Here is a 13347-nt window from a genome sequence, read left to right as displayed (position 1 = left end):
AAATCCCCGCTTCTGCGGGGATTTTTTTGCAAACACAGGCTGTTGGTTAAGTTATTAGTGTTAGCTTGGGTGCCCGAAAAGTATTCGGCAATAAGGTTCTTCAGGCCACAAGAAAGTAGTAGAGGTGCCTAAAGCCCATACCAACCGCTCTAATAGCTCAGTCGTGAACCCGCACCAACCCATTGAAACTGCTCCGCGAATGCTTGTGACAATTGGCACATAGCGTTAAACCCGGTGCAGTGAAAAGGCGAAAGCTGCTGAATCGAAAAACGTTTTAGTGCGGTAATGGTGTCGTTGATTTTTTGTGGTGAAGCGTGCTGCAAATGCATGCCGCCAAGCACAACCCGCATGGGCGCGCCGGAAGTAAGCTCATCAATATATTCCAGAGTGTTTATAACCCCTGCATGAGCACAGCCCAGTAATACAATCGTACCGGTTTTGGTTTCTATAAACATCGCTTGGTCGTCTTCTAGGTTATCGGCTTCACTATGAGACTTGTCGGTAAAATAATGACTGTCGTCAGTTTCGAAACTGTTGTGCCTCGGTACCGGCCCGGTACACCAAATATCGTCAGCAATTGCGGTGGGGGTTACTACCAAATGTCTTTCGGCAATTTTTTGAGTGGCGTAGCGTGTGGTTTCTCGCATTCCAATACTGCGCGATTCTTGCTTATCTTGCCCAGTATATTTACTGTTAAATGCCTTTGGATGAGCAAACACTTTCTGGCCATCGGTGCCCGCTAAAGCTTCAAGAAGGCCGCCTGTATGGTCGTAGTGGCCATGACTGAGGACGATGGCATTAGCGGTACTCAATAAAATGCCCAAACGTTTGGCGTTATGTTTCAGCGCGAGGCCTTGGCCTGTATCAAATAATATTTTTTGCCTGCCGGTGTCTATCCAAACGGCCAGTCCATGTTCTGCAAGTAAGCCGCGCTGCTGTGTGGAATTGTCCACCAAAATCGTGAGCGTTAAATTTGGCAATGCGTGGTCTCCATCGTCGGTTTAGACGTTATTTAAATCGTTCATTGCAACCTGGCATCAAAAATCGTTGCTGTGCCAATTGTTTGTTTATGTAGGCCGAAATCACCTCGGTGATATTTCCACGTGTTTGCGTAATGGAATGAATTTTAGCGTGATTAAGGGCACTGGAAAAGGACTTGGAAAGCGCACCACAAATCAGCAGCTTGACGTCAGCATGAGCTAAAGCGCTTGCTAGCGCACGAGGTTGCTCATGTGTTACGTGTAGTGTGTGCTGAGCAACGACCTTGTTGTTTTCTATGTCAACAATAAGCAAGGTTTCGGCAGCATCAAGTACTGGGGATATATGATGCTGCCAATAGGGTACTGCAATTCTCACGCGAAAGCCCTCTTCAGTTTTCCCTGCGTTCGCTGAACGTACGTGCATCTTATATGCCATAGATGATAAATGGCGTTATTAGCGGCAATAATGAAGAGTGCTTGATGCTACTCCAATTGTAATCGTGCAAATTGCATTAATATGCTGTTCCAGTGGAGGCAATTTGCCATACGCTAATTCTCGGGTTTATAGGAGCATTGATGTGTCTTCCCACGTAAATTCTACTCAACAGCGTGAAGCAGCCATTCTGGATTCTGTAAACGAGGGGGTGTTTACCATTGGTGACGATTGGCGGATAACAGCATTTAACGCCGCGGCGGAAAAGATTACCGGCATTCCACGAGAAGCGGCGATAGGCAGTCGTTGTTGCGATGTGTTTCGAGCGAATATCTGTGAGCAAAACTGTGTGTTACGGCGCACCATGTCCAGTGGAACGCCTATTCTCAATGCGATGGCGTATATCGTGAATAAAGAGGGGGAGCAGGTACCCATTCGCATTTCTACTGCACTGTTAAAAGACAGCGCTGGCAATATTGCGGGCGGCGTTGAAACATTTCAAGACCTCACCGTTGTTGAGCAGTTGCGTAAAGAGTTACATGGTAGCTATACCTTTGAAGATATTATTGGTCGCAGCCCGGTAATGAACAAACTCTTTGATGTGGTGCCGCTTGTAGCCGACAGCGATGCCACGGTGCTGATAGAGGGCCCAAGTGGTACCGGGAAAGAGCTTTTTGCACGGGCAATTCACAACCTTTCACCGCGCCGATCAAAACCTTTTATTGCTATAAATTGCGCAGCCTTACCCGATACCCTTTTAGAAAGTGAGTTGTTTGGACATAAAGCGGGGGCCTTCACCGATGCCCGTCGGGATAAGCCAGGGCGTTTCGCGCTAGCAGAGGGCGGTACGGTTTTTCTGGATGAAATTGGCGATATTTCGCCAGCGATGCAAGTACGTTTGTTGCGCGTTTTACAGGAACGCGTTATTGAGCCTCTAGGCGGTGTAAAAACGCACCCTATTGATGTACGTGTCATTGCAGCCACGAATAAATCTCTGTTACAGGAGGTAAACGAAAACCGTTTTCGTGAAGATCTGTATTACCGAATTCGAGTGGTTCATTTGATGCTGCCACGGCTGATTGAACGCCGCGAAGATATTCCTTTACTTGTGGATTACTTGGTTACTAAGTTCAATCGGCTACAGGATAAAGATATTGTCGGTGTTTCCAGTGAAGTGATGGTCCGCCTAATGGAGCACGATTTCCCTGGGAATATCCGAGAGCTGGAAAATATTATCGAACAGGCATTTGTGCTATGTCGCGGTGGACTGTTACATTTGAATCACCTTCCCCCAGAATTGCGGCCAGTTTCAGGTAAAGACGGCGAATCCCATTCGCTCATGTCGCTTGCCGAGCTGGAAACCCTGTTTATTAACGAAGCGCTTCAGCGTAATGATGGCAATCGCAAGAAAACTGCTGATGAGCTGGGAATAAACGTCAGTACTCTATTCCGAAAAATACGCAAAGCCGGTATTGAGATACCCAAAAAAACGGGTGAGGCTAGTGGGAAGTTGGTTTGGCGAGGCCATTAGTATAACGAAAGGGCGTATGTGGAATCGTTGTTCGCAAACAAATATGTGTTTTTCTCTGTTGCTAGCGATACGCGGTCATCACTAGTGCTTTCATACTATTTTCTAGAATAGAAAAAGGTCCGTTTCGACTATCCGTATACCCAAATACCATGTTTTTACGCCATGGCCATTTTGACTTTAGGTGCTGGCTAACACGTGGCTATTTTGTCTTTCATCCATATGCGTTCCATAGTCTAAAGTTCCATAGTCGAATTCCAATCGGGTGTTTTGCACGATTGTTTCGTGCGGCTAACCAATACTAAAAGCTAGATTTTACTGTTACACCACCCGCTATAGGGGCTTGGCCAATGTGTTGCTGGTTGGCATATTTTTTGTAAAGTATTTTTCATGATCGGATATCGTTACCTTTCCTGTCGTTTATTGGAGATGTAATCGATTTGGATAATGAAACTACACGAGCTTTAGAGCGGGTGTGCCTAAATGAAGAAATCGATTGTTCCTTCTGCGGAACACTTTGTCGTGCATTACAAAAAACTACACTCGATGTGCACGTCTATTCGCGGCATTAATTTACTGATTGTACTGGTCAGTACTGGTGCCGTATTGATAGCTGTGCTTTTTTTCCAAAAAGTGTTGCACCTCACCCCTTGTCCACTTTGCGTAACTCAGCGTGTGTTTGTGATGGCTGTAGGGCTGTTGGCACTCCTAGCGTTTATCCATGCACCTAAAAAGAGGGGGGGGCGTATTTATGCCGGGCTTGGTGCTGTTGTTGCCCTTTCAGGTGGAGCTATTTCCCTAAGGCATCTTTGGTTGCAAAGCCTACCGGACCATCTTGTTCCCGCTTGCGGCTCGGGCATCGCGTATTTATTTCAGACCTTACCGTTAATGGACGCACTAAAAGTAATTTTACAGGGCGATGGTGACTGTGCAGAAGTGGTTTGGTCGCTATGGGGTATCAGTATTCCTGGTTGGACATTAGTGTCGTTTATTGCCTTTGCGCTGATAAATGCTTGGCAATTTACTCGGCCAATGCCCGCCAAAATACTATTGTAATGATCCCTATAGATATCCATTCATGCTTTTTTAAAAATCACTAAGAGATATTTTATGACGACTAACTACAGTCATGTACGTAACGACATTCGCGAATACACACGCGAACTACAAAAAATGCAACCTGACACCATCAACGCTTTTTACACCGTATCCAAAAATGCACTGAAAGATGGGGTTCTATCTGAAAAAATAAAAGAATTTATCGCGTTAGCTATTGGTGTTTCTAAGCAGTGTGATGGCTGTATTGCCTTTCATGTGAAAAACTTGAAGAATTTGGGCGCAACTCGCGAGGAGCTAGGAGAGGTGTTAGGAATGGGCGTGTATATGGGAGGAGGGCCTTCACTTATGCATGCGGCGGATGCCTTAAGAGCATTTGACCAACTTGAACAAAACGAGGAACCTGGAGGTGTCACATGAAATCAAACCACTGTCGAAAACTGGGCTCTGAGGGGCAATGCGTTTGCCCGAAATGTGATTTTGTATCAGAGCATACAAAAAGTGTCCCCTGTCAGCAGGAACACTGTCCCAATTGCGGAGCAAAATTGCTGCGAGAGGGGTCTTACCATCATGATTTGTGGGTTAAAAAGTCAACGCCGGATTAATCTATTTGTTTTGTTGTATAGGTTAATAAAAGACATAAAAGTAATACGGTCATTTTTGGTGGGCCTATTAACTGATTTTATCCACTGCAGGAAAAATGAGGCGATCTACCTGCTTGGCCTCAAGCCCTGTATGCCGCTTATTGTTAAGTAAAAGTGTGGGGTTCATCATGCCCCCAAGCTTGAAGCAGTACCGAAAGTATCCCAGATGAATGGGCGCAGGAAGCATTATTGAGAGACATTGGGAACCTGGTGTCGAATAAAAACCGCATAAAAAACAGTAGGTTACGAGGGTTTTCAGTAAAAGGTGGTGTGTGAAAATTAAGCTGTGGCGTCCCCACCAGGACTCGAACCTGGAGCACGCGCTTAGGAGGCGCGGGATTTATCCTGTTAATCGATGGGGACGTTTTATTCAGAGCCGCTTTTAGACTTTTGGCCAGCTTGTTCTGTAGAATGCATAGCCAGCGGGTCGCTAATATAGCAAATACCTTGGCATTTAAACAATTGGTGTTTAAACAAATGCCAAAGAATAAACAATAAATGAGGCTATAGGGCGGCTAAAACTTACCCCAAAATTTGCGTCGACAATATACTTAATCGCTCAGGAGTTTTGCATGAAATATAGGGTGTTTTTGTTTCTTACCATCACAGTTCTCGCAGCCTGTAACCAGAAGGCGGACATGCCTCCAGCGGTTGAGTCGGGAATTGATTTGTCCTATATGGATACCAATACCCGCCCGCAAGACAGTTTTTATGACTATGCCAACGGTACTTGGTTGCGTGAAACAGAAATTCCTGCTGACAAAACCCGCTTCGGTGCTTTCGATATATTACGCGATAAAGTCGATGCCGAGGTGCGCGCCATAATTGAAGCATCGGCTTCGGCGGAAAAAGCCGCTATCGGCTCAGCAGACCAGAAAGTGGGTGACCTCTATACCAGTTTTATGGATGTGGAGCGCTTAAATGCTGTCGGGTTAAAACCGCTGGAACCCTATTTCTCACGAATAGAGCAGATTAAAACCTATAAAGCGTTATCGGCTTATTTTGGCTACAGCTCTCGTGTGGAGGTTACTTCGCCCATAGCGCTTGGGGTAATAGAAGACTTTAAAGACCCCACCCGCTATGTCATGTTTATGTTGCAGGATGGTCTGGGCCTGCCAAATCGTGATTACTATTTCGACAATTCCGAAAAAGGCAAAGGCATTATTGACGCCTATCAGGTTTACCTACAGGAGGTGTTCACGCTGTTGGAGCACAAGAACCCTGCGGATGCGGTGGCAAAGGTTTACGCCCTCGAAAAAGCTTTGGCCGAACATCAGCGCAACCCCGTGGAAAACCGGCAGTACGACAAGTGGGACAATAAATACGAACTCGCAAAACTCGATACTCTTATGGGGGATTTCAATTGGGCGCCGTATTTAAACGAAGCCGGTATTGCAAAGCAGTCGCAAGTGAGTGTGGCACAGCCAGAATACTTTGAAGCGTTAAATTCTATTATCGCCAATACAGACCTCGGTATTTGGCGTGATTATTTAAAGTTAAGATTATTAGCCGATTCCGCTCCGTTACTGAGTGAAGATATTTACGCTATTCATTTTCATTTTTATAAAAGAGTTTTAAAGGGGCAGGAGACACCTTTACCCCGCTGGCAGCGCGGTGTTTCGCTGGTGAACGGTAATCTGGGGGAGCTGGTTGGACAGATCTACGTTAAGCACTATTTTCCTCCTGCTTATAAGCAAAGCATGATGGAATTAGTAGACAATTTAGTTGCTGCGTACCGTGAGTCCATCCAAGAAATCGACTGGATGAGTGACGCAACCAAGCAAAAAGCACAGGACAAACTAAACGGATTTTTGCCTAAAATTGGCTACCCCGATACTTGGAAAAGCTACGATGCCGTTTCAATTTCGGCCGATAATTTAGTGGAAAATGTAGCGAGCGCCACACGCTGGAATCACGATTTTGAGTTGGCTAAATTAGATAAGCCGGCCGATAGAAGCGAATGGGGTATGAACCCGCAAGTAGTGAACGCCTATTACCACCCGATACAAAATACAATTAATTTCCCGGCGGCGATTTTACAGCCACCGTTTTTCAATATGGCCGCCGATAATGCCGTTAACTATGGCGCCATTGGTATGGTTATTGGCCATGAAATTGGCCACGGGTTTGATGATCAAGGGTCTAAATTTAATGCCCAAGGTAAGCTGGACAACTGGTGGACCGATGAAGATCGAGTGGCTTTCGAAAAGCTGACAGCTAAATTAATTAATCAATACAACGCCTATGAGCCCCTACCTGGTGTAAAAGTAAATGGTGAGCTGACTCAGGGGGAAAATATAGGTGACCTAGCGGGCCTCAGCATTGCGTATAAAGCCTGGCAAAAATCACTCAACGGTAAAGCTTCTCCTGTTATCGACGGCTTAACCGGTGAGCAACGTTTCTTCCTGGGAGTGGCTCAAGTTTTTCTGGGCAAGTATCGGGATGAGGCTTTGCAGCAGCAGGTGAAAACCGACCCGCATTCGCCTGGGCGGTATCGGGTGGACGGCGTACTCCGAAACTTAGACGCGTTCTATACCGTATTCGATGTAAAAGAAGGTGATGGCCTTTACTTAGCCGAAGAGGAGCGTGTTCGTATCTGGTAGTCGAACATTAGGGTTATTAGGCTTCGCCGACCTTTTGGGATATGTGGCCGCTGGTAGATTTTCCGGCAGCCGAATATAGGTTCGGTGCGGCCGTTTGTCCGCGCACAATTTCCAGTAATCGGCCAAAGGTTTTTTGATTGCGAGCCAGAATCTTACCGTTTACTTCGTTGGCTTGTTTGCAGGCAATCTGCAAATCCTTGAGTTTTTGCCATTGCTCCACCAGCTGGGGCGTTCCAGTGCTAGTCAGCATGTTGGCCCAGGCCTGTTTCAATGCCTCTAGGTCAGACCCGCTTTGCCCAAGGTAGTCCCGGCTCCACTGACTGCGTTGCTGAGCACTGGCCTCAAGGCTGGTTAGCTGTTCGGCCTTTTGCTCGATGATTCCGTCCATAGCATCAACATCTCTCGAACTCAGTGCTGTTTTCTCTTTTTCCAGTAAGCCCAGTAGGGTTTCGCAGGCGAGAATATCGGACTGCAATTGTTGCGTAAGTTGTTGAGGTGATATTTGCCCACTCATGGCAGATCTCCAGTGAAGGTTGCTCTTGAGTTTAGGACAGATGTCAATATTCTGCCCTTCTGGTACAAACGGGCAAAAACTATGCCGACGGGCAATAGCTTATCGTTTAATCGGCTCGGCGGGATAATCTGAAGGGGATTTTACTGTGTTCTTGAAGGTTTAGCTGCGCGCGAAGTGCGCGCTGCATATTCCGGTGAAGGGGATAACGCTTAGAGCAAAGCATCCTGGTCGAGTAATTTGCTGGCAATAGTCTCGGCATCAACGGTGTAGCTGCCGTTTGCAAGTGCTGTACGTGCTTCGGCTACTTTGGCTTCGTCTACATCAGGCGCTTGTGCTAGCTCTGCTTCGAGTTTTGCGAGATTCTGGCCAGCGCTACTCAGCGAAACACTGTCGGGGGAATGCGCGTTCGAGCCTTGGGCATCGGTTTTCTCCTGCTTGCCAGTGGGTACGGCAGGCCCTGAGTGCCGACTTTTGCCTGTGCCAGCGGCGGTGGAGCTATTTGCGTTAAAGCTGTTGCCAGGTTCAATGACCATGGGAATCACCTAATAAAGTTACTTCTGTAGAGACGCATATTACGCCATCAATGAGTATTTCGGCCGGTATTCAAGAATCTTTAGCCCTAATGACTAAAAAATTATCGAATGTTCATCTTGAACGCCCTTAAGCCGTGTTAGCGAATGGCGACGCTAACCTGTCCGGGGCCGACCACTCTGCCGTTAACAATTCGCCGAGAGTGTTCGTTTCGTACGCGTATCTGAGCACCAATTACTCCGTTGGAGAGCGCTGTGCCTTCGGTTTCGACCGTGAGCACTGTAGATTTGACCTGTAAAACAACGGTGTCGCCTTTGTGGACGAGGTTAGGCTGCTTAACATTGCTGAGCTTAATGACCTCTAGCGCCCGTAACGGACGCTTGAGCTCAAGGCCTTCAATGCGCGTTAGCTCACTGACATAACCGCCGGTTAAGCGTGCAGTATTCAGTGTTTTTAGGGTTATATCGTCGGCACTTATTTGAGTGCCGCGCGCCAGGCTTCGGCTGGCGACGATTACCGGGCGCCAGATCTCGAGGGTGGCGGGTACATAAATGGTCCATTTGGCAACGCCGTTGCAGCGGGTTTTTACCGTAACGTTTGCACTTTGTGGCAAATCGCGAATTTCCATTTCCAGAGGAAGCGTGCAGTCCACTAGGCGCAGTCGCTGGTCGAGCTTACCGGTTTTAATCTTTAATGATTCTCCCACCCGCAGCTGCGGGTAGCGCTGCTGAAAATAGCGCTCTAAGTGTTGTTGTACATTTTGGCGGATATCTTCTATCGCCGCGTAGCGGGTTTCAGCCGTTACTGTTTGCACAGAAAATAAAATTAATAGCGCAATTAGAGTGCCCATCATTCTGTGGTTAAAGCCAATTTTGTCTACCGTACGCGTCAATATAGCGTGTTGAGTCATGGTGAAAAAACTCCGTCGTGTGATAATTCTTGGCCTATGCTGTAGGTATTACAGCGCCTCCGCGTTGCTGCCAGAAAGCTGACGGTAGCAGGTAAGTCAATACGGAGCTGCAATTGCTGTGCCCACATGAGATTAACAATAGTTGCCAGTTTTTAGTTAAAAAATACGAATGTGCGAGGCCTAAATTACTGAGCGCCAAAAAAATGGCATGTTGTTTGTCCAAAATAATTGTTTGTAATGTGAAGAGGGCCTCCAATGGCTGGAGTATTAGATAGCGTCAATCAACGTACGCAACTTGTCGGACAAAACCGTTTAGAGCTATTGCTGTTTAGCCTTGGTGGTCGGCAACTTTACGGCATTAACGTATTTAAGGTGAAAGAAGTCCTACAGTGCCCGCCCTTAAGTGAAATTCCTAAGCGTAACCCCGTTGTACGAGGCGTGGCGCATATACGCGGCGGTACCATACCCATTATGGATTTACGTCAGGCTACCGGTTATAAACCGTTAGAGGATATTCAAAATTGTTTTGTCATTATCACCGAATACAACCGATCTACTCAGGGCTTTTTGGTGAAAGGCGTAGAACGTATTGTGAATATGAACTGGGGTGATATTCACCCTCCACCTAGGGGCGCGGGAAGGGAAAACTATCTCACGGCGGTAACAGAAGTTGAAGGTAAGCTGGTCGAAATCATTGATGTAGAAAAAATTCTTGCTGAAGTGTCGCCACTTCCTGCCGAAGTGAGTGCAGATGTTATTCAAGATGCTCAGCGCGATACCGTTGTTTGTAAGCACGTGTTAATCGTTGACGATTCCACCATTGCGAGAAAGCAAATACAGAAGGTGGTTGAGTCCTTAGGCGTGAAAACGACATTACGAAAAGATGGTCGTGAGGCGTTGGATTTTCTTAAGGGATTAATTGAAGACGGAAAAGATCCTTACCATGAACTGCTGATGATTATTTCGGATATCGAGATGCCGGAAATGGATGGTTATACTTTTACCGCAGAGGTTCGTGCCAGCGACGAATTGAAGAATTTACATATAATCCTACATACTTCGCTTAGTGGTGTGTTTAATGAAGCAATGGTGAAAAAAGTTGGCGCTAATGATTTTCTTGCCAAGTTTCATCCAGATGAGTTAGCAACCCGAGTGAACAAACGCATTGAGCAACTCAATGAAGAAGGCGAGAGTGTCGAATAGTGACACAGATTATATTCAATACCCCTTTGAGCTAGGCAATTTATGAGCGTAAATGCCGGTAAGAATACCGTCAGCCAAATACAGGGGCGAATTCAGCTGGGGAATACGGAATTCCAGGAGTTTCGTGATTATCTGCAAAATATTGCGGGTATAGATTTAGGCCATAATAAACAATATTTGGTGGCCACCCGCATAAGACGTATATTAATCGATTACGAATGTAGTTCGCTCGCTGAACTCACGCGACTTATCAAAAGCGATTCCAACCGGGCCGTGCGTCAAAAAGTCATAGATGCCATGACTACCAACGAAACATTTTGGTTTCGTGACAATTACCCGTATGAACATTTCCGTAAAATGTTGTTGCCAGATCTGGCCGATAAAAGCAAAGATAGCCGTATACGTATCTGGTCGGCGGCCTGTTCTTCTGGTCAGGAACCTTATTCTCTCAGTATTGTAGTGGAAGAATTTTTACGGTCGAAGCTGGGTGTCAGTAGCCTGCCTTTGGAGATCATCGCGACCGACCTCTCTAGTCAGATTCTCGATAGCGCTAAACAGGGAGAATATGATCGTCTTTCTATTGCGCGCGGGTTGTCTGAAGAGCGTTTGCGCAATTTCTTTGAGCGCCCGCATCCTGATTATTGGCGGGTAAAACCTAATATACGTCAGCGCGTTACGTTTAAACCTTTGAACTTACAGGAATCTTATTTGTTACTTGGGAAGTTTGATGTGGTGTTTTGCCGTAATGTACTTATTTATTTCTCTGCCGATCTTAAGTGCGATATTCTTAAGCGTATACGCGGTACGATGCGACCCGGGGGGTATTTGTTTTTGGGTTCTTCAGAAAGCCTAGCGGGTGCTTCAGAGCTGTTTGACATGGTGCATTGCAACCCTGGTGTTGTATACCGAGCCAAGTAGAGTTACAGGCAGAGGTAATATAGGTTCCCTTCTAAACCATACTGCGTTGTTTTCCTTTCCCTTTTTATCTTTATTTTGTGATGTTGAGTTTTTTCGTTCTATCTCACTTTACTTTTCCTGGCTTCTGTGGCTTCACGGTGTTTATCGGCTTGAGTGGTGGCAATCGGAAAGCCAAGACCGCTTAGGTGTACGGAGAGAGTACAGGTGCCCTAAACAAAGAATAAGCCGGCCAACAAAGACGGGCAAAGGAAAAACATTGCCGCTCTTAAACGCCATATTTACTTCGCATAAAAATAAAAATCAATAATTTCAACGACATAGCGGCTTTCGGTATCTTTGGCATAGCCATTGCAAATTGTCCATTAAGTAAGATTCACAGCAGATTACAACGGACACAATAGCAGCATGGCAATTTCGTTTGATAAAGCCCTCGGCGTACATGAATCAGCATTGCAACTACGCGCACAGCGTGCCGGTGTGCTGGCTAGTAACCTCGCCAATACCGATACCCCTGGGTACAAATCCAGAGATATCAATTTTCAGCAGGCATTAACAGCACGGCGGAGTAATCAGTCGGCTGATTTATCCATGAGTGCTACCCGTTCCCGGCATATCAGCTTTAACCGTGCGGGCGTGGGTTACACCGAGACATTATATCGAACGCCAAACCAGCCCAGTATTGATGGCAATACGGTAGAGGAGCAGGTTGAGCACGCCGAGTTCATGAAGAACAACTTAGAGTTTCAGGCGTCGTTTACTTTTTTGAGTAGTAAGTTCAAGGGGCTGACGAAGGCCATAAGAGGCGAGTAACTGAATTATGAGTTTATCGAATATATTTAATGTGGCTGGATCGGGCATGAACGCGCAGAGCGTTCGGCTGAATACAACGGCGAGTAATATCGCAAACGCTGAAACCGCCAGTTCCAGTATTGATCAGGTTTACCGTGGCAGACATCCGGTATTTTCGGCTGTACAGGCATCAGTATTGGCTGGGCAACAAGGCGGCCTACAGCAGCAAAACCCCGATTCGATTGGAGTACAGGTTCAAGGTATTGTTGAGAGTAATGCACCTTTACAGCCTCGGTACGAGCCTCACAACCCAAACTCCAACGAAGAGGGTTATGTTTATTACCCTAACGTTAATATCGTTGAGGAAATGACTAATATGATTTCCGCGTCACGCTCATTTCAGGTGAATGTAGAGGTCATGAATGCAGCCAAACAAATGGTTCAACGTGTCCTTACATTGGGGCAATAGAGTCACAGTAAGCGTAGGGTGCCGCAGAGGGTAAGTACATGAATGAAGTTAACAGTATTGCGAATAGCAGCTTATTCAGCGAATTCTCAATCGACGACAAAACCAAAGATGATCCCAAGTCGAATGAATTGGGGCAGAGCGCTTTTCTGGAACTTATGATTACCCAACTGGAACATCAAGACCCGCTGAGCCCACAAGAAAATACTGAATTTATTGCTCAGCTGGCTCAATTTAGCTCGGTGGAAAGTTTGGACAAGCTAAACAATAATTTTGATTCTTTCACCAATAATTTTATGGCCAACCAAGCGCTACAGGCTTCTACGCTTGTTGGTCGCTCGGTTACCGTGCCAACGGATCGTACTCGACTGGAAACCGGTGATGTGGTTACGGCGAGTGTTGATGTGCCGGCAAGTTCCAGTGATATCAGTGTCGATATTTTCAGTGAATCCGGTGCCTTGATTGATCAAATATCGTTGGGTATTCAACCTCCTGGCGAGCTAGTGATGCGCTGGGATGGTATGAACGCAGAGGTAAATGGCGAACTGCTGGATTGGCAAAGTAGCCATGAAGAGGGTGTTGCGCCTGGTGTGTATCAATTTAAAGTTACGACCAATGCCGACGGTGAAAGTGTGCAGCTAGCTACTGCTCTCAGTGCCAATGTTAACAGTGTAACCGTTGCCAGCAACGGTGGACTTGTATTGAACTTGGCTGGAGTAGGGGCTGTAGAGCTTACCGATGTGAAACAGTTTAACGAATAGGCGGCAAATTT

At 46.4% G+C, this 13347-nt stretch carries 14 protein-coding genes and 1 tRNA gene; 9 read left to right on the top strand and 6 right to left on the bottom strand.

Annotation, left to right across the window (positions count from 1 at the left end):
- Positions 1 to 149: 149 nt before the first annotated feature.
- On the bottom strand, positions 150 to 980 hold the full coding sequence (locus H5336_RS03145; protein WP_185231323.1) for an MBL fold metallo-hydrolase: 831 nt from the start codon (positions 978 to 980) through the stop codon (positions 150 to 152).
- Between the two features lie 28 nt (positions 981 to 1008).
- Positions 1009 to 1404, bottom strand: a complete 396-nt coding sequence (locus tag H5336_RS03140; RefSeq protein ID WP_185231322.1) for a NifB/NifX family molybdenum-iron cluster-binding protein — start codon at positions 1402 to 1404, stop codon at positions 1009 to 1011.
- A 154-nt stretch (positions 1405 to 1558) separates the two neighbouring features.
- Between H5336_RS03140 and H5336_RS03135 the strand changes: the two genes are divergently transcribed.
- The 3 genes from H5336_RS03135 (at position 1559) to H5336_RS03125 (ending at position 4417) form a co-directional block, all read left to right on the top strand.
- Positions 1559 to 2944: a sigma-54 interaction domain-containing protein gene (locus tag H5336_RS03135; protein ID WP_185231320.1), complete on the top strand. Its 1386-nt coding sequence runs from the start codon at positions 1559 to 1561 to the stop codon at positions 2942 to 2944.
- Between the two features lie 480 nt (positions 2945 to 3424).
- Positions 3425 to 3997 carry a disulfide bond formation protein B gene (locus tag H5336_RS03130; protein ID WP_246439010.1) on the top strand — a complete coding sequence of 191 codons (573 nt, stop codon included), beginning with the start codon at positions 3425 to 3427 and terminating at the stop codon, positions 3995 to 3997.
- A 54-nt stretch (positions 3998 to 4051) separates the two neighbouring features.
- Complete coding sequence (locus H5336_RS03125; RefSeq protein WP_185231318.1) at positions 4052 to 4417, top strand: carboxymuconolactone decarboxylase family protein; 366 nt, start codon at positions 4052 to 4054, stop codon at positions 4415 to 4417.
- Between the two features lie 511 nt (positions 4418 to 4928).
- Here the strand turns inward: H5336_RS03125 and H5336_RS03120 are convergent.
- Positions 4929 to 5004: transfer RNA gene (locus tag H5336_RS03120), tRNA-Arg, on the bottom strand.
- A 209-nt stretch (positions 5005 to 5213) separates the two neighbouring features.
- Here H5336_RS03120 and H5336_RS03115 point away from each other — a divergent pair.
- A complete protein-coding gene (locus H5336_RS03115) occupies positions 5214 to 7244 on the top strand; it encodes a M13 family metallopeptidase (protein ID WP_185231316.1) in 2031 nt (676 codons plus the stop codon).
- A gap of 16 nt (positions 7245 to 7260) precedes the next feature.
- On the opposite strand, the gene H5336_RS03110 is transcribed toward H5336_RS03115, so the two are convergent.
- From H5336_RS03110 to flgA, 3 genes are all read right to left on the bottom strand, one after another.
- Positions 7261 to 7758: a flagellar protein FlgN gene (locus tag H5336_RS03110; RefSeq protein ID WP_185231314.1), complete on the bottom strand. Its 498-nt coding sequence runs from the start codon at positions 7756 to 7758 to the stop codon at positions 7261 to 7263.
- Positions 7759 to 7967: 209 nt separating this feature from the next.
- On the bottom strand, positions 7968 to 8291 hold the full coding sequence (gene flgM, locus H5336_RS03105) for a flagellar biosynthesis anti-sigma factor FlgM (protein ID WP_185231312.1): 324 nt from the start codon (positions 8289 to 8291) through the stop codon (positions 7968 to 7970).
- Positions 8292 to 8428: 137 nt separating this feature from the next.
- Positions 8429 to 9199 (bottom strand): flagellar basal body P-ring formation chaperone FlgA, encoded by a 771-nt coding sequence (flgA, locus tag H5336_RS03100; RefSeq protein ID WP_185231310.1) that lies wholly within the window; start codon positions 9197 to 9199, stop codon positions 8429 to 8431.
- Between the two features lie 255 nt (positions 9200 to 9454).
- Here flgA and H5336_RS03095 point away from each other — a divergent pair, with 255 nt between their 5' ends.
- The 5 genes from H5336_RS03095 to H5336_RS03075 all read left to right on the top strand — a co-directional run bounded on the left by H5336_RS03095 (position 9455) and on the right by H5336_RS03075 (position 13336).
- Positions 9455 to 10402: a chemotaxis protein CheV gene (locus tag H5336_RS03095; RefSeq protein WP_185231308.1), complete on the top strand. Its 948-nt coding sequence runs from the start codon at positions 9455 to 9457 to the stop codon at positions 10400 to 10402.
- Positions 10403 to 10444: 42 nt separating this feature from the next.
- Positions 10445 to 11320 carry a CheR family methyltransferase gene (locus H5336_RS03090; RefSeq protein ID WP_221627975.1) on the top strand — a complete coding sequence of 292 codons (876 nt, stop codon included), beginning with the start codon at positions 10445 to 10447 and terminating at the stop codon, positions 11318 to 11320.
- Positions 11321 to 11725: 405 nt separating this feature from the next.
- Positions 11726 to 12130, top strand: coding sequence for a flagellar basal body rod protein FlgB (flgB, locus tag H5336_RS03085; protein WP_185231306.1), 405 nt, complete (start codon positions 11726 to 11728; stop codon positions 12128 to 12130).
- 7 nt (positions 12131 to 12137) lie between these two features.
- Complete coding sequence (gene flgC / locus H5336_RS03080; protein WP_185231304.1) at positions 12138 to 12578, top strand: flagellar basal body rod protein FlgC; 441 nt, start codon at positions 12138 to 12140, stop codon at positions 12576 to 12578.
- 38 nt (positions 12579 to 12616) lie between these two features.
- A complete protein-coding gene (locus H5336_RS03075; RefSeq protein WP_185231302.1) occupies positions 12617 to 13336 on the top strand; it encodes a flagellar hook assembly protein FlgD in 720 nt (239 codons plus the stop codon).
- The last annotated feature ends 11 nt before the right edge of the window (positions 13337 to 13347 follow it).

Origin of the sequence: Teredinibacter franksiae, assembly GCF_014218805.1 — a bacterium.
Taxonomy (GTDB): domain Bacteria; phylum Pseudomonadota; class Gammaproteobacteria; order Pseudomonadales; family Cellvibrionaceae; genus Teredinibacter; species Teredinibacter franksiae.
Note: the sequence above shows the minus strand (reverse complement) of the source record. Positions and strands in the feature narration are given on the sequence as shown.

Excerpts from the sequence above, each read along its gene's own strand:
- H5336_RS03140 (WP_185231322.1), bottom strand. The coding sequence starts at position 1,404 with ATGCACGTACGTTCAGCGAACGCAGGGAAAACTGAAGAGGGCTTTCGC.
- H5336_RS03130 (WP_246439010.1), top strand. The coding sequence starts at position 3,425 with ATGAAGAAATCGATTGTTCCTTCTGCGGAACACTTTGTCGTGCATTAC.
- H5336_RS03125 (WP_185231318.1), top strand. The coding sequence starts at position 4,052 with ATGACGACTAACTACAGTCATGTACGTAACGACATTCGCGAATACACA.
- H5336_RS03115 (WP_185231316.1), top strand. The coding sequence starts at position 5,214 with ATGAAATATAGGGTGTTTTTGTTTCTTACCATCACAGTTCTCGCAGCC.
- H5336_RS03110 (WP_185231314.1), bottom strand. The coding sequence starts at position 7,758 with ATGAGTGGGCAAATATCACCTCAACAACTTACGCAACAATTGCAGTCC.
- flgM (WP_185231312.1), bottom strand. The coding sequence starts at position 8,291 with ATGGTCATTGAACCTGGCAACAGCTTTAACGCAAATAGCTCCACCGCC.
- flgA (WP_185231310.1), bottom strand. The coding sequence starts at position 9,199 with ATGACTCAACACGCTATATTGACGCGTACGGTAGACAAAATTGGCTTT.
- H5336_RS03095 (WP_185231308.1), top strand. The coding sequence starts at position 9,455 with ATGGCTGGAGTATTAGATAGCGTCAATCAACGTACGCAACTTGTCGGA.
- H5336_RS03090 (WP_221627975.1), top strand. The coding sequence starts at position 10,445 with ATGAGCGTAAATGCCGGTAAGAATACCGTCAGCCAAATACAGGGGCGA.
- flgB (WP_185231306.1), top strand. The coding sequence starts at position 11,726 with ATGGCAATTTCGTTTGATAAAGCCCTCGGCGTACATGAATCAGCATTG.
- flgC (WP_185231304.1), top strand. The coding sequence starts at position 12,138 with ATGAGTTTATCGAATATATTTAATGTGGCTGGATCGGGCATGAACGCG.
- H5336_RS03075 (WP_185231302.1), top strand. The coding sequence starts at position 12,617 with ATGAATGAAGTTAACAGTATTGCGAATAGCAGCTTATTCAGCGAATTC.